The sequence below is a fragment of the Micromonospora sp. NPDC005252 genome (assembly GCF_042872475.1).
In the GTDB taxonomy this organism is placed as follows: domain Bacteria; phylum Actinomycetota; class Actinomycetes; order Mycobacteriales; family Micromonosporaceae; genus Micromonospora.
In genome coordinates this window covers 435,823-453,125 of sequence record NZ_JBIAKN010000002.1, presented here as the reverse complement: position 1 = coordinate 453,125, position 17,303 = coordinate 435,823, and the positions used below count along the sequence as shown (strand labels likewise).

General features: G+C 74.1%; 15 protein-coding genes. 6 read left to right on the top strand and 9 right to left on the bottom strand.

Translation table 11 applies throughout. The features are described 5' to 3' along the window. Positions 1–3: 3 nt before the first annotated feature. From ACFYPH_RS07840 to ACFYPH_RS07830, 3 genes are all read right to left on the bottom strand, one after another. Positions 4–1,086: a polyprenyl synthetase family protein gene (locus ACFYPH_RS07840; protein WP_354862758.1), complete on the bottom strand. Its 1,083-nt coding sequence runs from the start codon at positions 1,084–1,086 to the stop codon at positions 4–6. A 9-nt stretch (positions 1,087–1,095) separates the two neighbouring features. Continuing rightward, positions 1,096–1,485 carry a helix-turn-helix transcriptional regulator gene (locus tag ACFYPH_RS07835; RefSeq protein WP_354862760.1) on the bottom strand — a complete coding sequence of 130 codons (390 nt, stop codon included), beginning with the start codon at positions 1,483–1,485 and terminating at the stop codon, positions 1,096–1,098. 229 nt (positions 1,486–1,714) lie between these two features. Then, positions 1,715–2,491, bottom strand: coding sequence for a GntR family transcriptional regulator (locus tag ACFYPH_RS07830; RefSeq protein ID WP_355066884.1), 777 nt, complete (start codon positions 2,489–2,491; stop codon positions 1,715–1,717). Between the two features lie 802 nt (positions 2,492–3,293). On the opposite strand from ACFYPH_RS07830, the gene metF reads away from it, so the two are divergent. Both metF and ACFYPH_RS07820 read left to right on the top strand, forming a co-directional pair. Next, positions 3,294–4,211 (top strand): methylenetetrahydrofolate reductase [NAD(P)H], encoded by a 918-nt coding sequence (gene metF, locus ACFYPH_RS07825; RefSeq protein WP_355066883.1) that lies wholly within the window; start codon positions 3,294–3,296, stop codon positions 4,209–4,211. Between the two features lie 21 nt (positions 4,212–4,232). Further along, complete coding sequence (locus tag ACFYPH_RS07820) at positions 4,233–4,946, top strand: CDP-alcohol phosphatidyltransferase family protein (protein ID WP_355066882.1); 714 nt, start codon at positions 4,233–4,235, stop codon at positions 4,944–4,946. A gap of 15 nt (positions 4,947–4,961) precedes the next feature. Here ACFYPH_RS07820 and ACFYPH_RS07815 read toward each other — a convergent pair whose 3' ends face one another. Genes ACFYPH_RS07815 through ACFYPH_RS07790 form a run of 6 tightly spaced genes read right to left on the bottom strand, consistent with a single transcriptional unit; the run spans position 4,962 to position 10,218 of the window. Next, on the bottom strand, positions 4,962–6,449 hold the full coding sequence (locus tag ACFYPH_RS07815) for a phytoene desaturase family protein (RefSeq protein ID WP_354862768.1): 1,488 nt from the start codon (positions 6,447–6,449) through the stop codon (positions 4,962–4,964). Between the two features lie 11 nt (positions 6,450–6,460). Then, entirely contained in the window at positions 6,461–7,585 is a 1,125-nt protein-coding gene (locus tag ACFYPH_RS07810) for a glycosyltransferase family 2 protein (protein ID WP_354862770.1), read from the bottom strand. Further along, positions 7,582–8,418 (bottom strand): carotenoid biosynthesis protein, encoded by an 837-nt coding sequence (locus ACFYPH_RS07805; protein ID WP_354862772.1) that lies wholly within the window; start codon positions 8,416–8,418, stop codon positions 7,582–7,584. Before ACFYPH_RS07805 ends, ACFYPH_RS07810 begins: the two co-directional genes overlap by 4 nt. Continuing rightward, positions 8,415–8,966 carry a GNAT family N-acetyltransferase gene (locus ACFYPH_RS07800; RefSeq protein ID WP_354862773.1) on the bottom strand — a complete coding sequence of 184 codons (552 nt, stop codon included), beginning with the start codon at positions 8,964–8,966 and terminating at the stop codon, positions 8,415–8,417. The genes ACFYPH_RS07805 and ACFYPH_RS07800 overlap by 4 nt, the downstream gene beginning before the upstream one ends. After that, positions 8,963–9,733, bottom strand: coding sequence for a monooxygenase (locus tag ACFYPH_RS07795; protein WP_355066881.1), 771 nt, complete (start codon positions 9,731–9,733; stop codon positions 8,963–8,965). Before ACFYPH_RS07795 ends, ACFYPH_RS07800 begins: the two co-directional genes overlap by 4 nt. Beyond that, a complete protein-coding gene (locus tag ACFYPH_RS07790) occupies positions 9,730–10,218 on the bottom strand; it encodes a YbaK/EbsC family protein (RefSeq protein ID WP_354862371.1) in 489 nt (162 codons plus the stop codon). The genes ACFYPH_RS07795 and ACFYPH_RS07790 overlap by 4 nt, the downstream gene beginning before the upstream one ends. 453 nt (positions 10,219–10,671) lie before the next feature. On the opposite strand from ACFYPH_RS07790, the gene ACFYPH_RS07785 reads away from it, so the two are divergent. The 4 genes from ACFYPH_RS07785 to ACFYPH_RS07770 all read left to right on the top strand — a co-directional run bounded on the left by ACFYPH_RS07785 (position 10,672) and on the right by ACFYPH_RS07770 (position 17,212). Further along, a complete protein-coding gene (locus ACFYPH_RS07785) occupies positions 10,672–11,121 on the top strand; it encodes an SAV_6107 family HEPN domain-containing protein (protein WP_354862373.1) in 450 nt (149 codons plus the stop codon). Between the two features lie 101 nt (positions 11,122–11,222). Further along, entirely contained in the window at positions 11,223–11,948 is a 726-nt protein-coding gene (locus ACFYPH_RS07780; protein WP_355066880.1) for a hypothetical protein, read from the top strand. Next, positions 11,945–13,606, top strand: a complete 1,662-nt coding sequence (locus tag ACFYPH_RS07775) for a DNA polymerase Y family protein (protein ID WP_355066879.1) — start codon at positions 11,945–11,947, stop codon at positions 13,604–13,606. The genes ACFYPH_RS07780 and ACFYPH_RS07775 overlap by 4 nt, the downstream gene beginning before the upstream one ends. Positions 13,607–13,834: 228 nt before the next feature. Then, positions 13,835–17,212 (top strand): error-prone DNA polymerase, encoded by a 3,378-nt coding sequence (locus ACFYPH_RS07770; protein WP_355066878.1) that lies wholly within the window; start codon positions 13,835–13,837, stop codon positions 17,210–17,212. The last annotated feature ends 91 nt before the right edge of the window (positions 17,213–17,303 follow it).

The following is a 17,303-nucleotide window of genomic DNA, read 5'->3' as shown; positions in this document are numbered from 1 at the left end:
GGGTTAGTCGGCTCGGCGGGTTGCCGCTATGGCCAGGTCTACCAGGGCCTGGCGGGCCTCGGTGTCCAGGTCGACGGCCGTCAGCGCGGCGAGCGCGGAGTCGGTGAGTGTGACGATCCGCTGCTCGGTGCGGGCCAGCGCCCCGCTCGCGTCGATCAGCTCGCGTAGCCGGGCCACGCCCCGCTCGTCCAGGCCCGGGTCGCCGAGCTGGCTGAGCAGCAGCTCCCGGCCCGCGTCGTCGGTGGCCTCCACGGCCGCCGCCACCAGATAGGTGCGCTTGCCCTCGCGCAGGTCGTCCCCGGCCGGCTTGCCGGTCTGCGCCGGGTCACCGAAGACCCCCAGCACATCGTCGCGGAGCTGGAACGCCTCGCCCAACGGCAACCCGTACGCCGAGTAGGTCGTCCGGATGTCCTCGCCCGCGTCGGCCAGCGCGGCGCCGAGCAGCAGCGGACGCTCGACGGTGTACTTCGCCGACTTGTACCGGGCGACCTTGCTGGCCCGTTCCACCGACGTGTCCCCGGTGACCTGGGTCAGCACGTCGAGGTACTGCCCGACGGTGACCTCGGTGCGCATCTCGTCGAAGACCGGCCGGGCCCGGGCCACCGCCCGCAGGTCCAGGCCGGCGGAGTGCAGCAGCTCGTCGGACCACACCAGGCAGAGGTCACCGAGCAGGATCGCGGCGGAGTCGCCGAACCCGTCCGGGTCGCCGCCCCAGCCGGCCGCCCGGTGCCGGGTCGCGAACCGCCGGTGCACCGCCGGCTCGCCGCGCCGGGTGTCGGAACGGTCCATCAGGTCGTCGTGGATCAGGGCGCTGGCCTGCACGAACTCCAGCGCCGCGAGGGCCGTGAGGACCTGGTCGCCGTCCACCCCGCCGGCTCCCCGGAACCCCCAGTACGCGAAGGCCGGGCGCAGGCGCTTGCCGCCACCGAGCACGAAGGCTTCGATCGCCTCCGCCACCGGGACGAGGGCCTCGTCCACCCGGGTCAACCGGGCCCGCTGGCCGGCCAGAAACTCGGTGAGCGCCCGGTCGACCCGCTCCCGCAGGCCGGCACGGTCGACGGGGGACACGGGAGCAGCGTGGGTCACGCCACGACGCTAGCGGGTCGTCCCGGCTCGCGCTCCACCGCCACGCGTACTGCCGCCGGTACGGCCCGGACCGGTCCGCCCGGCCGGCCGCGCACCGTCCGCGCCGGGTCGGCCCGACCCGCCGGCCGTGGGCGGGCAGGTTCGCCGGGTGCGCACGGCCGCCTCGGTGAGCACCGCCGCCGGTATGTCCAGCACGACGGCGAGCCAGCCGAGCCAGAACCCGCCGGGTACGCGTCGCTGCCGTTCCCACCGGGACACCTCGTGGCGGCTCAACGTCGGCACGCCCGCGGCGGCGCACAACTCGGCGGCGGTGCGCCGCTGGCTCCAACCCCGGGCCAGCCGATGCCGGACCAGGAGCGGCCCGAGTTGGGTGCGGTGCGGCGGTGGGGACGAGGTCACGGGTCCTCCCGGCGGACGTCGACGCGGTGACACCCCGCCCGCGCCACGGGCCGGGCACACCTCGGCTGGGTGACCCCCACGCGGGAACCGGGCCACCCCCGCCGCCCCTCCCGCGCTCCCCCTTCCTACCCCGGGGGTACGACGGCTTCCTTCGCCGAACGTGCCGCGCGTCGCCGGGCCGCACCGCCCCCGCGTCGGGCACTACCGGCTGCGGGCCCGGTCTGTCGGCTTAGGTGAGGTCAACCCAGTAGTCCAACTCCACCAGATCGGCACGCCTGACGATTCGCGCCACCTCGACCACGCGCTCACCGACATACGTCTGTCGAGTGATCACCACGACGTGAACTCCGCCAGGGATTTGCAGAGCCTCCACCTCATCCGGCGTCGGCATCCTCCATCCCGGCCGCTCACGGATGCCAGTGACGGTGTGCCCGAGGCTATAGAGCTGTGACGTGTTGCCGCCTGGCCAGGGCTCGTTCTCCGGGTCGGCTACCGGGGTGCCGGCGACCATGTCGAGCAGCAGCGACGAGACGGACAGCTGTTGCGGCACGCCGTGAGTACGGAACAGGAAATGGCGCTCCAATAGCATCGTCCCCTGCTCCACCCCGAACAGCTCGGCCATGGACTCGGTAGCCGGCACCTCGAAGAAGCTCTTATCGAGGCTGTAGGCAGACCATTCGACCTGCTGGTCAGCAGTGAAGGACGTCCCGAGCTCGCCGCTGCGAACCTGCTCCAGCTCTTTGCGGTACCTCTCGGAAGCGAGTCGACGCACGGGCATGATCGGACGGGCGTAGGTGCCTCGTCCAACCTCTGTCATCACCAAGCCCTCTGCCCGCAGCAGCGCCAAGGCTTCACGAACGGTTCCGCGCGCGACTGCGAACTCGGCCATCAAGGTCGATTCACTGGGCAGCAAGGAGCCGGGGGCGATCACGCCGGCCTCGATCCGGTGGCGTAGCTCGTCGGCGACCTGCCGGTAGCGGCGCGGCTGTGGGTGCGGGGTAGGCACGCCCGTCACCGTACTCCCGATCTTCCCGACCGCCTGTTCGCCATGACACGACATTACCTGTCTGGACAGGGTGCCTAGACAGGATTAGGGTTGCAGTGTGGTCGGCACGCTGAGTGATCTAGGGGTAGGCACTGCGTGTCGGCCACCCAAGGGGTCTCGGGAGGCAGCTCATGCGTCGATGGAAGTGGTTCCAACGTCCTAACGAATCGATCGACGTCGTCGAGCGCTCGGCCTATCAGCCCGTGGCCTGTGACCCTCCTACGCCGCCACGGAAGCAGGGAGATACCACCAGCGCACGGCCAGCCGCGAAGCGGCACAGCCAGCGAGACGACCGCCCTAATGCTTGAGGAGATCAGGCCGGAGCCACCGTTTCTCGTGATCATGGCCGGTTTCATAGTGGATCTGCACATCCGCAAGACGTGCCCACGCTGCCGGCAGGATGGCTGTCCAAAGCTCAGAGCCTGGACTCATTCTGAAGCTCTGGCGAGCAAGGAAGCAGCCGTGAAGGCCGGTGACGTTCTGCGGCTTGATCGGAAGGTCAGCGTTCAGTTCATGAGCCCGATAACCGTTCGGGTCATCAGAAGGCTTGACTGGGTTACCTACGACGGTTGGTGCTGGATCGACTGTTACCAGCTCGACAGCAGAGGTGATGCCATCGCCAGACGTTCGTTGTTCATCCGACCTGAGTTTGTGGAGTCCGCCGCAGACGGCCTGGCCGCGCCGCAGGGCCGGGATCGACCGACTCGCGTACGGCGGTGGGAAGCTCCTGGGTCCCGATGGCGTCGCCCGCTAGAGTCGGGTCGTGGCGCTCGGTCTTCCCTCGGTACTCCCCAATCCGCAGCCGGCGATCGGGGAGCTCATCCGTGACCGCCAGCCGACCTTCTCGTTCGAGTTCTTCCCGCCCAAGACCGAGGCGGGGGAGCGGCTGCTCTGGCAGGCGATCCGCGAGCTGGAGTCGTTGCGTCCGTCGTTCGTGTCGATCACCTACGGCGCGGGCGGTTCGACCAGGGACACCACCGTGGCGGTGACCGAGCGGATCGCCACCGACACCACCCTGCTGCCGATGGCCCACCTGACCGCGGTCAACCACTCCGTGGCCGAGCTGCGGCACGTGATCGGCCGGCTCGCCGGGGTCGGGGTGCGCAACGTGCTGGCCGTGCGCGGTGACCCGCCGGGCAACCCGGGCGGCGAGTGGGTCCGCCACCCCGAGGGCGTCGACTACGCCGAGGACCTGGTCCGGCTGGTGCGCGACTCCGGTGACTTCAGCGTCGGTGTGGCGGCCTTCCCGTACAAGCACCCCCGCTCGCCCGACGTGGCCAGCGACACCGCGCAGTTCGTCCGCAAGTGCCGGGCCGGCGCGGAGTTCGCGATCACGCAGATGTTCTTCGAGGCCGACGACTACCTGCGCCTGCGCGACCGGGTGGCCGCCGCCGGCTGCGACACCCCGATCCTGGCCGGGGTGATGCCGGTGACCCAGATCGGCACCATCGAGCGGTCCGTGCAGCTGTCCGGGGCGCCCTTCCCGCCGGCGCTGGCGGCGCGCTTCGAGCGGGTGGCCGACGACCCGGAGGCGTTGCGCCGGCTCGGCATCGAGCAGGCCAGCGACATGTGCCGTCGACTGCTGGACGAGGGCGTTCCGGGTGTCCACTTCATCACCCTCAACCGGTCCACCGCCACCCGAGAGGTCTGGCAGAACCTCAAGGCCGGCGCGCGGGTGTGAACACGGAGTCTGCGACACCTGATGCCCGGCACGACGGTTGATCCTCAGGTGGGCACACAGCTGAACTGGGACCAGTACGCCACGGCGTGGGCGCGGTTGCACGGCGGGTTCGACCCGCGGGTCGCCGCGCCGGTGGTGCGTGCCTGGCTGCGGTTCGCCTACCACGTCGGGTATGTGCTGGGTCGGCTGCGGGTCGGCCCCACCCCGGTCACCGTGGCGGGGGTGCTGCTCTGCTTCTGCGTACCGTTGCTGGCGACCCGGCCGGGCGACGGCCCGTTCCTCGGCGCGCTGTTCGTGCTGCTCGCCGCGGTGGCCGACAGCGTGGACGGTGCGGTGGCCGTCGCCACCGGCCGCACCACCCGGCTCGGCTACGTCTACGACTCGCTGGCCGACCGGCTCGGCGAGGTGGCGTGGCTGCTGGCGTTCTGGCTGGTCGGCGCGCCGGGCGCGCTTGTCGTCGCAGCCGGGGCGCTGTCCTGGCTGCACGAGTACGTCCGGGCCCGCGCGGTCTCCGCCGGGATGCGCGACATCGGCGCGGTGACCGTCGGCGAACGACCCACCCGGGTCTCGGTCGCGCTGGCGGGCCTGGTGGTCGCTGGGCTGGCCGGCCTGATCGAGCCGGAGCTGGCCGCCGGCACCATCACCATGGCGACCGCGGTGTGGGTGCTGCTGGCCGGCTTCGGGCTGGGGCAGCTGCTGTCCACCGTCCGCCGCGCGCTGCTCGACGCCGGCTGAGCGCCCCGTCGGGTCTCACCAGGCGGGGCCGATCTCGTCGGCGACGATCTGCGCGGAGAGGGTCACCATCGGCAGGCCACCGCCGGGGTGGCTGGAGCCGCCCACCAGCCACAGCCCGTGCGCCGGGCCCCGGTTGGCCGGGCGGAGCAGGCCACCGGCGGTGCCGTAGATCGCGCCGCCCGGCGCCCCGGTCGCCGCGTCCAGGTCGGCCGGGGTGCGCACCTCGCGGAACAGCAGCCGGTCCCGCACGTCGACGCCGCGCTCGGCCAGGACATCCAGGATCCGATCGGCGTACGCGTCGGCCAGCCCCGGGCGTCGCCAGTCGACCGCGCCACCGGCGGTGCCCTGCCGGGCGGCGTTGACCAGCACGAACCACGCCTCGTGCCCGGCGGGGCGGACCATCGGGTCGTCGGCCACGGTGACGAACACCGTCGGGTCGGCCGCCGGTCGGGCCCGGACGCCCCGCCCCGGATCGCCGAAGACCGCGTCGAACTCCGCGTCGTAGTCGCGCGGGAAGAAGACGTTGTGGTGCGCCAGGCCGGTGCTGCCGGAGACGCCGAGCAGCAGCACGAAACCGGCGAGGCTGCGATCGGTCAGGCCGGCCAGCCGGCGCGCGTGTGGCAGCAGGTCGCGGTAGACGGTGAGCGCGTCGACGTTGGCCACCACCACGTCGGCGGGCACCGGCGCGGTGACGCCGGCGAGGCGTACCCCGTGCACCCGGCCGCCCGCCGCGTCGATCCGGGTGACCGTGGTGCCGGTCTGCACCACCACGCCGAGGTCCAGGCAGCGGGTCAGCAGCGCGTCGGCGAGCGTGCCCAGCCCGCCGCGCAGGTACCACCCGCCGTAGGTCAGCTCGGCGTAGGGGACCGCGACCAGCGCCGCCGGGGCCCGCCGCGGGTCGGCGCCGGTGTAGGTGGCGTACCGGTCCAGCAGCATCCGCAGCCGCGGGTCGGACAGGTGCCGGCGGCCCAGCCCGCGCAGGGTGCGGCCCGGGGCGATGGCAGCCAGGTCACCGACGCGCCAGGCCAGCGACGCGAGGTCGCGGGGGGAGTCGACGGTACGGCGCAGGATGTCCCGCGAGGAGGCCTCCCACACCCGTGCGGCCCGGCGCCACAGCCGCTGCCAGTCGGCCGCCGCCCGGTCGCCGAGGGCGGCCCCGATCCGCGCGGCGAACTCCACCGGGTCGGTGCACGAATCCAGGGTCGGGCCGCCACCTGCGAAGACGTGCCGGACGATCGGGTCCAGCGGCGTCAGGTCCAGGTACTCGTCGAGCTTCGCCCCGGTCGCCTCGAACAGGTCGTGGAAGACCTCGGGCAGGGTGAGCAGGCTCGGCCCGGTGTCGAAGTGGAACATCCCGGCCGGGGTGTCGTGCGCGTACCGGCCGAGCTTGCCGCCGACCGTGTCGGCGGCCTCGAAGACGGTCACCTGGTGCCCGGTTGCGGCCAGCCGGGCGGCGGTGGCCAGGCCACCCACCCCGGCGCCGACGACCACGATCCGCGCCATGCCGCGCCCTCCTAGCTGACCGGGCGGCCCCGCCAGGTCAGGCGGCGTCGCTTTCGCAGATGGTACGACCGCAGCGTCAACCAACCGAGGACCACGACCGACACGGGGTGTGCGAGCGCGTCGGGCCACCACCGGCCGCCGGTCGCCCGGGCAGTGAGCACCCGCCCGGCCACCCCGAGCAGGTATGCGATGAGCGCAACCATTGACATCCGGGGAGCTGTCGAGGCGACCGCCAGCGCGACCAGCGGCGGGGCGGTGTAGAGCAGGAGCAGCAGCGTCACCACGGCGGCCGCCGCGCCGGGGTGCCCGAACGACGCCCACAGCGACTTCGAGTACCCGTCGCGCAGCTGCGGCCAGTCGTCGTACATCCGGCAGGTGGCCAGCCGGGAGCCGTCGGCCAGGGCGATCCGCCTCCCGGCGCGCTTGACGGCCCGGGCCAGCTCGACGTCCTCCAGGATCTTGTCGGCGACGGACGCGTGCCCGCCGGCGGCGGTGTAGCCGGCCCGGTCCAGCACCAGGAACTGCCCGCCCGCCGCGGCCAGCGACGGCCGCCGCGAGCGCTCCATGGCCCGCAGCGGCAGGAAGGTCAGCCACAACCACTGCAACAGCGGCTGCACGAGCCGGTCGGCCGCCGTCGCCACCACGATCCGGGGGTACGGCGACAGCAGCGTCGCGCGGGCGGCGCGCAGCTCGGTGACCGCCGCGGCCACGGCGTGCGGGGCGAGCACCACGTCGGCGTCGACGAAGACCAGCGCGGTGGCCGCCGGGTCGGCCCGGGTGGCCAACTGCCAGCAGGCGTGCGGCTTGCCCAGCCAGCCCGGCGGCGGGGCGACCCCGCTGAGCAGGGTGACCCGCGGGTCGTCGCCGACGACCGCGCGGACCACGTCGGCGGTGCCGTCGGTGGACCCGTCGTCGAGGACCACGATGCGCAGCGCCGGCACACCACGCTGGGCGAGCAGGGCGCGCAGGCAGGGCGTGACCCGGGTGGCCTCGTCGCGCAGCGGCAGCAGCACGGCCACCGGCTCGTCGACGTCATCCGGCCGGTCGGTGGGTCGGCGCAGCCATCGGGCGGCGTTGACCCAGGTGTGCCCGGTCAGCGCGGCGACGGCGAGCAGCAGGGCGACGAGGACGGTCATCGGGTCGCGTCGACGCCCGGGCGGTGCGGTTGGTGGTCGTCCCGGCGCGCGTGGTGGGGCCGGCGGGCGCGCAGCAGGGTCACCGCCAACGGCACGGCGGTGACCGCCATGCCTGCCGCGCCCCAGAGCGCCGACGCGGGCAGGTCCAGGAAGACCGCGTGGGCCAGGATGCTGGAGAAGTACGTCCACAGGTACAGCGCGAGCATCGGGTGGTCCCGCCGGTCGGTGTGCTCGGCGGCCGGACCGGCCAGCGGGCGCAGCGCGCTCATCAGCAGCACCGCGAAGAGCAGCCAGCCCAGGTAGTTGCTGACCGGGATGCCGGCCAGGCCGGGCAGCGCCGGGGTGGCGTCCCGCCAGACCCAGTAGCCCTCGGCGACCATCTGCGGGTCGAGGAAGAGGTCCCAGGCGGCCAGCCCCACCGCGGCCAGCGCGATCCGGCCCACCCACCGGCCGAGCGGCGTGCCGCTGCCGCCGGTCAGGCGGACCGCGGCCAGCCAGGCCGGCCAGGCCATCCAGGTCCAGGCCAGCGGGATGATCAACGGCACCCCGGCCAGCTTGGGGCCCAGCTCACCGGAGTAGTCGTAGCTGCCGAACGGCACACCGGTGGCCACCCCGATCGCCTCGATCGCGAACCCGCCGCCGGTGGCCACCGCGACCAGCGCCGCCGCCACCCGAGGGCCCCGGCTGAGCAGCGCGTGGCCGACCGAGAGCAGCCAGCCGAGCACGACCGTGGCCACGGTCAGCCCGGCCCGGGTGGCGCCGGTGGTCAGCGGGTAGCAGATCTGGGCGAGCACCAGGACGGCGAGCAGCGTCCAGGAGATCCGCCGGGTCATGACGCGGCGGGCTCGAGCGGCAGGTCTCGACCGAGTACGCCGAAGGGCCGCTCGTCACCGGGGAAGTGGAAGTCGCGCAGCACGTCGACGAAGCCGAACCGCCGGTACAGCCGCCAGGCCCGCGAGGTCTGCTCCTCGGCCTCCGGGGTGGACAGCAGTGTGGTGTCGCCCTCGGCCATCGTGAGCAGCGCCCGCAACTGCCCGGCGCCCAGCCCGTGCCCCTGCGCCGGCGGACGGACGTGCAGCTCGACCACCTCGAAGCAGTGGGTGAGCCAGCGCTTGCGGGTCGGGGCGTCCAGCGCCCGGTGCACCTGGTCGTGCCACCACTGGCCCGGACCGCCCAGATAGCCGTACCCGAAGCCGGCGAGGTGACCCTCGCTGGTCAGGCTGGCCACGGCCCGGAACCCGGGCCGGCGGACGTGGGTGGCGATGTAGCCGCGCCGGGCCTCCAGCAGGTCGGTGCGGTACCCCATCGCCTCGCCGTAGACGGCCACCACGTCGTCCAGCCGTCGGACGAGATCGTCCGGCGTCCAGCGCACCAACCTCATGCCCGTCCACCCTTCACTGTCGCCTGGTCGCCGTCGGCGACCCACCCGAGGACCGTCCGGTCGCCGACCACGTCACGTACCTCGAACCGGGCGAACAGCTCCTCGGCGTACCAGCCCGCGGTGGGGGTTCGCATGATCGCCGCCCGATGCTCCGGGTGACGGTACGCGAACGCCACCAGGTCCGTCGGGTCGCGCCACACGCTCACCGTGCCCTGCCATCCCAGCGGGGCCTCACCGACGCCGAACCGGGCCAGCAACCCGGGCGCGTCGCGCAGCGCGGCGGCCACCGGCGGGATCGCCCGCCAGAAGGTGGCCGCCCGGCGGGCCCGTAACCGGGCCCGGGTCAGCGCCAGCACCGGGCCGGTGACCCGGCCGCCCGGCGGCTCGCCGAACGGTCGCTGGCCGGACCACTCGCCCCGGCTGCTCAGCGGGCGCAGGTCGACCCGGGCCTGGGCGTGGGCGATCCGCGCCCAGGCGCGTCCGACCGGCGAGTCGTCGAAGCCGGCCGCCGCGGCGGGGGAGTCCCAGACGGTCAGCGCCGCCCACCGGGTCAGGTCGGCGTCACCCGGCCCGAAGCCGGTGCCGGTCCCCGTGCCCAGCAGCTTGCCGAACCGGACACCCGGCAGGGCCCGCAGTCGACGTGGGTCCACCGCCATCCGGGTCAGCGCCCGGGGCAGCGCGCCGCGGGAGGTCCGCCACACGTGCAGGGTGACCAGCTCCGGTACGGCGCTGCTGTGCCGGCCGGTTCGCTCGCGCGGCTCGCTCACGCCACCTCGGCCGGGACGCCGGCGGTGACGCGCAGCAGCTCGGCGTAGGTGGTCGGGAAGACCGCCTGCGGTACGCCGCCCGCGGCCCAGATCTGCGGGTACGCCGCCAGCGCGGTGTCCACCAGGGTGCGCAGCGCCTGCGGGTGCCCGAGCGGGGCTACCCCGCCGATCGGCTGCCCGGTGTGCTTCCGGACGAACTCCGGGGTGGCCCGGCGCAGCCGGGTGACTCCGATGGACGCGGCGAGGCCGGCGGTGTCGACCCGGTGCGCGCCGGAGGTGAGCACGAGCAGCGGCGCGTCGTCCGCGTCGAAGATCAGCGAGTTGGCGATCTGGCCGACCTCGACGCCGAGCGCCTCGGCCGCGGCTGCCGCGGTGTGCACCGCGTCGGGCAGCAGGCGGACCGTGCTGGGCTGGCCGGCGCCGTCGCGCGCACCGGCGACGTCGAGTGCGTCCTGCACCGCCCGTACGTTCGGGTGTGGCTGCATGGGGACATTCTTCCCGGTCCGCCGGCGCCGGTTCACTCCGGTGCGTACGGACGGCGAGCCTCGGCGCGTCACACGTTGCATTTTCGTCGGAGGGGAGGTGTACTGTCAGGAGCAGTTAGAACGAGTGTTCGATTGCCTCGAACGCCCGTTCCAACCAGCCGGAGCGCGGTGTTTCGCGGCGCCAGCTCCGGGCGGTGTGGCTTCGCGGGCCGCACCTGGGTTTCCGGGCAGTCGCGAGCCCGGTCCCGTCAGGCAGGAGCGTCGCTCGCCGCCCACGACCCCCGGGCGGCGGGCGACGAACCCGCCGGTACGCCGGCCGGGTGTGGTGTGGGGAAGCATCCACACCCGGCCGGCCACCCCCGGTGCGTCTTCCTCCGCACCACCCGACCTCGGCGTCTCGTCGGCGGCACCACTGCCCCGGCCGACGCCCCGGCCATGTGGAGGAGACAGTCCATGCCGACCAACCCGGCTCAGGCACCGACGGTGCCGGCGCACGTGCTGCCGCACCGCACCCCTGCCCAGCTCCTCACCCTGGCCCGCCGTGGGCTGGTCGAGGCCGGCCAGACCCGACCTGACGGCCTGCGCTATGCGGCCGCCCACCTGGCGGCGCTGCGTGCGGCGGCCGCCCTGCTCGCCGCCCGGGCCCGGCCCGCCCCGAGCCGGCGCAACCGGATCACCAGCGTCTGGGTCCTGCTCTGCGCCGTCGCCCCCGAGCTCGACGAGTGGGCCCGGTTCTTCGCCGCCGGGGCCGGCAAACGAGCCGCCGCCGAAGCCGGCATCCCCCGGGTGGTCAGCGCCCGGGAGGCAGACGATCTGCTCCGCGCCGCCGAACAGTTCGTCACGGTGGTGGAGACCGCGCTCGGCGTGGCACACCAACCGGCCCTGGACGGCCTCGCCGCCTGAGCCCGCCGTGACGCCGGCCGCTTGGAAGGGAAGCCGGGCGGCCGGCGTCACGGTGCGTCGGTCCTGATCTGTTCCACAGCAACGACGGGGGAGTTGGTCCAATGGCGGGCCGCATGGTGGTCGGTTCCGCCGCACTGGCCGATCTGGTACGCCCGGCGAGCGCACCCGATCCGGTCGGCGGCCACCGGGTGCTACCGGTGGCGCCCGAGCTGACCGGCCTGCTGCCCAACCGGGGCCTGCGCCGCGGCAGCACGATCGCGGTCGTCGCTGGTCAGCCCCGACGCAGTGGCGGCACCTCGCTGGTGCTGGCCCTGCTGGCCGAGGCGTCCCGGGCCGGTTCGTGGTGTGCCGTGGTCGGAGTGCCGACGTTCGGCGCGGGTGCGGCAGCTGAGCTGGGCATCGCCCTGGACCGGCTGGCCCTGGTGCCGAATCCCGGCCCCGAGTGGGCCACAGTGGTCGCCGCGTTGATCGACGGGGTGGACGTCGTGGTCACCGCCGTACCCGCCGCGGTCTCCGCCTCGGTCGCCACCCGGCTGGCCGCGCGGGCCCGGCAGCGCGGCAGCGTGCTCGTTCCGTACGGCCGGTGGGACGGCGCGGACGTGACGTTGCAGGTGGTCCGTGGGGTCTGGGAAGGGCTCGGCCAGGGCCGGGGGCGGCTGCGTCGCCGGGAGGTCACCGTCTCGGCGCGCGGGCGCGGAGCGGCCGCCCGCCCCAAGGAGATCAAGGTCTGGCTTCCCGGTGCCGAGCTCACCCGGGTCATTCCCCGGGCGGTGCGGTCGACCGTGGGCCGTCCGTCCGTGCCGCTCGCCCTGGTCGGGTCGGGGTGACCGGCTCGCCGATCCGGACCCTGCTGCTGTGGTGCCCGGACTGGCCGGTGCTCGCCGCCGAGATCGTCGACGGGGTGCCGGCCACCGGTCCGGTCGCCGTGTTGCACGCCAACCGGGTGGTCGCCTGCTCCGAGCGGGCCCGCGCCGAGGGCGTGCGCCGAGGGCTGCGCAAGCGGGAGGCGCAGGGCCGTTGCCCGCAGCTCACCGTCGTGGAGTACGACCCCGGCCGGGACGCCCGGGCGTTCGAGCCGGTGGTCGCCGCGCTGGAGGAACTGGTCGCCGGCGTCGAGGTGGTCCGCCCGGGCGCCTGCGCGGTCGCCGCCCGGGGCCCGAGTCGTTACCTCGGCGGTGAGGAGGCGGCCGCCGAGCGGCTCATCGAGCATGTCGCCCAGTCCTGTCTGGTGGAGAGCCAGGTGGGCATCGCCGACGGGGTGTTCGCCGCGGGGTTGGCCGCCCGCGCCGGCCGGGTGGTGGCGCCGGGCGGAACACCGGCGTTCCTGGCCGGGATGCCGGTCGAGGCGCTCGGTCGGTCCGCACTGGCCGATCTGCTGCGCCGGCTGGGGGTGCGGACCCTCGGCGACTTCGCCGCGCTACCGGCCGGTGACGTGCTGGCCCGGTTCGGGTTCGACGGCGCGCTGGCCCACCGGCTGGCCGCCGGCCGGGATCACCGCCCGCTCGCCGTCCGGCAGCCGCCGACCGACCTGACGGTGACCTCCGCGTACGACGAGCCGATCGACCGGGTCGACGCGGCGGCGTTCGCCGCCCGCGCGCTGGCCGAGCAGTTGCACGACCGGCTCGCCGGGCACGGGCTGGCCTGCACCCGGCTCGGCATCGAGGCGGTCACCGAGCACGGGCAGGAGCTGCACCGGGTGTGGCGGCACGACGGCCTGCTCACCGCCGCCGCCATCGCCGACCGGGTGCGCTGGCAGCTCGATGGCTGGCTCTCCGGCAGCAACGGCCGCGCCGGTGCCCGACCGGCCCGGCCGACGGCCGGCATCATCCGGCTGCGGCTGATCCCGGACGGGGTGATCGCCCAGGCCGGCCTGCAGACCGGCCTCTGGGGGGAGACGGGCGAGGAGCGGGAGAGGGCGCACCGGGCATTGAGTCGGGTGCAGGGCATCCTCGGCCCGGAAGCGGTGGTCACGGCGGTGCTCGGCGGTGGGCGTTCCCCGGCCGACCAGGTGCGCCTGGTGCCGTGGGGCGACGAACGGCTCCCCGCCCGGCCCGGCCCGCCGGCCGTTGCCGGCGCCGACCCGGCCCCCGGCGGTGACCGTGCCGGCGGTGACCGTGCCGGTGGTGCCGGTCGGCCTGCTGACCGCGGCGGGGGCGTTCCGCCGTGGCCGGGCCGGCTGCCGCCGCCCGCGCCCGCCGTGGTGCTGCCCAGCCCGCTCGCCGCGACCGTGCACGACGCCACCGGCGAGCCGGTGGTGATCAGCGCGCGGTTGGCGGTGAGCGCTGTTCCCGCCCGGCTGGTGGTCGGCGACGGCCGACCGGCGGAGATCGTGGGCTGGGCCGGGCCGTGGCCGGTGGACGAGCGCTGGTGGGCGCCGGCCGAGGCTCGCCGTCGGGCACGGTTCCAGGTCAGCCTCGCCGACGGCACCGCTCTGCTGCTCGCTGTGGAGTCCGGGCAGTGGCTGGTGGAGGCGATCTATGACTGAGTCAGGTTGGCCCATGACCGGCGTTGGCCGGGAGGCAGATGTCCTGATGAGCGGTATGACTGTGAGTCATAAATATGACTCACAGTCATACCGCTCACGGTGGCTGTTGCCGCTGGCGGGGTCGCGCACCGCCGGGCGGCTGGTCGGTCATGCCACCGCCGTCGGGCCGGCAGAAGCGGCCGGCGCGGTCCGAGCGGGCGGCGCGGTCCGAGCCGGCGGAGGGGCCGGATGAGCTTTCACAACCCGAAGATGCCCTGGTCGGAGCTGGAGCGGGTGCTCTCCGGCCGGGCCAGCGGCGGCTCCGGCGGCGGGCGGTCGCGCGAGGAGCGGCACCTGCACGTGGTGGACCCGCTCGCCGTGGACGCCGACGGTGGGGACTCCCCGGCCTGGAGTCGCCGGCGCGAGCAGTACCAGCCGCCGGAGCTGCCCCGCCCCGACGGTGTGGTGCCCTACGCGGAGCTGCACGCGCACACCAACTTCAGCTTCCTCGACGGCGCCAGCCATCCCGAGGAGTTGGCCGAGGAGGCGGCCCGGTTGGGGCTCACCGCGCTCGCCGTCACCGACCACGACGGCTTCTACGGGGTGGTCCGCTTCGCCGAGGCGGCCCGCACGCTGGGCCTGCCGACCATCTTCGGCGCGGAGCTGTCCCTCGGGCTGCCCGGCCCGCAGAACGGCGAACCCGACCCGCACGGCGCGCACCTGCTGGTGCTCGCGCACGGCCACGAGGGGTACGCCCGGCTGGCCACCACCATCGCCCGTGCCCAACTGCGCGGCGGGGAGAAGGGCCGCCCGATCTACGGGGACCTGGAGGAGGTCGCCGCCGAGCTGCGCGACCACGTGCTGGTGCTGACCGGCTGCCGCAAGGGGCACGTGCCGGGCGCGCTGCTCACCGAGGGAGTGGACGCGGCGGCCCGCGAACTGGACCGGCTGACCGCGCTGTTCGGCGCGGAGACGGTGGCGGTGGAGCTGACCGACCACGGGCATCCCGTCGACGCCGACCGCAACGACGCGCTCGCCGAGCTGGCCGCCGCGGCCGGGCTGCCGACGGTGGCCAGCAACAACGTGCACTACGCCAGCCCCGGTCGGCGTCGGCTGGCCACCACTGTCGCCGCCGTCCGAGCCCGGCGCAGCCTCGACGAGATCGACGGCTGGCTGCCCGCGGCGGCCACCGCCCACCTGCGCAGCGGCGCGGAGATGGCGGCCCGGTTCGCCGCGTACCCGGGCGCGGTGGCGCGGGCCGCCGAGTTCGGCGCCGAGCTGGCCTTCGACCTGCAACTGGTCGCGCCGCAACTGCCGGCGTACCCGGTGCCGCCGGGGCACACCGAGATGAGCTGGCTGCGCAAGCTGACCGCCGACGGGGCACACGAGCGCTACGGGCCGCCGCAGGCGCACCCGACGGCGTACGCGCAGCTCGACCACGAGCTGAACATGATCGAGGAGCTGGGCTTCCCCGGCTACTTCCTGGTGGTCTACGACATCGTCACGTTCTGCCGCGAGCAGGACATCTACTGCCAAGGTCGGGGCTCGGCGGCCAACTCGGCGGTCTGCTACGCGCTGCGCATCACCAACGTGGACGCCGTCCGGCACCGGCTGCTCTTCGAGCGGTTCCTCGCCCCGGAGCGGGACGGTCCGCCGGACATCGACGTGGACATCGAGTCCGACCGCCGGGAGGAGGTGATCCAGCACGTCTACACCCGCTACGGCCGGGAGCACGCCGCCCAGGTCGCCAACGTCATCTCCTACCGGCCCCGGTCGGCGGTACGGGACGTGGCCAAGGCGTTCGGCTTCTCACCCGGTCAGCAGGACGCCTGGAGCAAGCAGATCGACAGGTGGGGCTCGGTCGCCACGGTCGACGTCGAGGGCATCCCGGAGCAGGTGGTGGAGTACGCCAACGAGCTGCAGACGTTCCCCCGGCACCTGGGCATCCACTCCGGCGGCATGGTGATCTGCGACCGTCCGGTGATCGAGGTCTGCCCGGTGGAGTGGGGGCGGATGCCCGGCCGCAGCGTGCTCCAGTGGGACAAGGACGACTGTGCCGCCGTCGGCCTGGTGAAGTTCGACCTGCTCGGCCTCGGCATGCTCTCCGCGCTGCACTACGGCTACGACATGATCGGGTCCCGGCTCGACCTCGGCGACATGACGCTGGACGACCCCGAGGTCTACGACATGCTCTGCCGTGCCGACTCGGTCGGGGTGTTCCAGGTGGAGAGTCGCGCCCAGATGGCCACCCTGCCCCGACTCAAGCCCCGCGAGTTCTACGACCTGGTGGTCGAGGTGGCGCTGATCCGACCGGGTCCGATCCAGGGCGGTTCGGTGCACCCGTTCATCCGGCGCAAGAACGGTCAGGAGCCGGTGACCTTCGCCCACCCGTTGATGCGCAACGCGCTGGAGAAGACCCTGGGTGTGCCGCTGTTCCAGGAGCAGTTGATGCAGCTCGCCATCGACCTGGCCGGTTTCGACGCGGCCGAGGCCGACCAGCTGCGCCGGGCGATGGGCGCGAAACGCTCGGTCGAGCGGATGACCCGCATCGCCGACCGGCTCTACGCCGGGATGGCTGAGCGGGGCATCACCGGCGAGCTGGCCGACGACGTCTACCGCAAGCTCACCGCGTTCGCCAGCTACGGCTTCCCGGAGAGCCACGCGATGAGCTTCGCCTACCTGGTGTACGCCAGCTCGTGGCTCAAGCGCTACCACCCGGCGCCGTTCCTGGCGGCGCTGCTCAACGCCCAGCCGATGGGCTTCTACTCCCCGCAGACCCTGGTCGACGACGCCCGCCGGCACGGGGTGGAGGTCCGCCGCCCGGACATCAACGCCAGCGGGGCGCTGGCGGTGTTGGAGTCCACCCCGGACACCCGGTGGGGCAGCGGGCCGGGGGAGCCGCCGCACGCCTGGGGACTGGGCGGCCCGGCCGTCCGGCTCGGACTGTCCAGCGTGCGTACCCTCGGCGCCGAGGTGGCCGAGCGGATCGAGGCCGAGCGGGCGGCCGGCGGGGCGTACCGCGACATGCCGGATCTGGCCCGGCGGGTCGGTCTCACCGCCGCGCAGCTGGAGGCGCTGGCCACCGCGGACGCCTTCGCCTGTTTCGGGCTGACCCGGCGGGAGGCGCTCTGGGCCGCCGGCGCGGCGGCCCAGGACCGACCGGGCCGGCTGCCCGGCACGGTGACCGGCGCGGCGGCGCCCACGCTGCCCGGCATGGAGGCGGTGGACCGGCTGGTCGCCGACGTGTGGGCCACCGGGTTGTCGCCGGAGAGCCACCCGGCCCGGTTCATCCGGGGGCAGCTCGACGTGCTCGGCGCGGTGCCGATCGCCCGGCTCGGTCGGGTGGAGCCGGGCCAGCGGATCCGGGTCGGCGGCATCGTCACCCACCGGCAGCGCCCGGCGACCGCCGGCGGGGTGACCTTCCTCAACCTGGAGGACGAGACCGGGATGCTGAATGTCACCTGCTCACCGGGGCTGTGGCAGCGTTACCGGCGGGTGGCCCGCACCAGCGCCGCACTGGTGGTCCGGGGGCGACTGCAACGGCACGAGGGAGTGACCAACCTGGTCGCCGACCGGCTGGACGCGATCGAGCCGCCGGTCAGCCCCGCGTCCCGTGACTTCCGCTGATCCAGTGATCCACATTACGGTTTTCGGCGTCGCCGGGCGGGAGACTCGTCCTGAGCGGGCAGAGCGGCCCGTGATCCGTGAGGGGGAATGA